2 protein-coding genes are annotated in these 815 nt (G+C 66.5%); both read right to left on the bottom strand.

Going from position 1 to position 815, the window contains the following annotated elements; translation table 11 throughout:
* Nucleotides 1-614, bottom strand: a 614-nt coding sequence (locus tag AC1RT2_RS32175) for a thiamine pyrophosphate-binding protein (protein ID WP_493108501.1), incomplete at its 3' end; no start/stop codon positions are given.
* Between the two features lie 3 nt (nucleotides 615-617).
* Nucleotides 618-815 (bottom strand): arginase family protein (locus AC1RT2_RS32170; RefSeq protein ID WP_202402924.1); only part of this gene is annotated, 198 nt, incomplete at its 5' end.

The following is an 815-nucleotide window of genomic DNA, read 5'->3' as shown; positions in this document are numbered from 1 at the left end:
GCGGCCTTGAGGATCGTTGCCGCCCTGGCGATGCTGGTGGGATCGGCGGCGGCGCGGCCGGGCAGCGGCCAGGCGTCCGTCGAAAGATGCCCGGCCTGCGCCACGATGACGTCGAGCGGGATTTCGATATGAACGGGACGCGGGCGTGCCGAATTGAAGACGGTGAAGGCGCGCGCCATCACTTCGGGCAGTTGCGCGGGATCGAGCAGCGTGTGGCTGAAGGCACTGACGCCGGCCACCAGGTTGCGCTGCGACGGCAACTCGTGCAGCCGGCCCTGGCCCATGGCGAGCTCGTTGCGGGCATTGACCGCGGAGATGACCAGCATCGGCACGGAATCCGCATAGGCCTGGCCCATGGCGGTGGCGATGTTGGTCATGCCGGGGCCGGTGACGATGAAGCAGACACCCGGCTTGCCGGTCACGCGCGCATAGCCATCGGCCATGAAGCCGGCGCCCTGTTCGTGGCGCGGCGTGACGTGGCGGATCTTCGTGGCCGGCAGGCCGCGATAGAGTTCGACCGTGTGCACCCCCGGAATGCCGAAGATCAGCTCGACGCCGTAGGATTCCAGGAGACGGACGAGATATTCGCCTGTTGTAAGCCGGGTGTCTGCCATTGTTTATCGCCTCTTGACGCCCGGGAGGACGCAAAGCATTTCGAAGAGAAGGTTCGCCGCGGTGATCGCCGTGTTGCCGGACGGATCGTAGGGCGGCGAGACTTCGACGAGGTCGCAGCCGACGAGGTTCAGGCCCCAGCAGCCGCGGATGATTTCCAGCGCCTGGATCGTGTTGAGGCCGGCGATTTCAGGCGTGCCGGT

Source organism: Shinella sp. GW821-FHT11G07 (genome assembly GCF_058808115.1).
The sequence above is the reverse complement of the archived record's forward strand: the minus strand, read 5'-3'. Positions and strand labels throughout refer to the sequence as shown.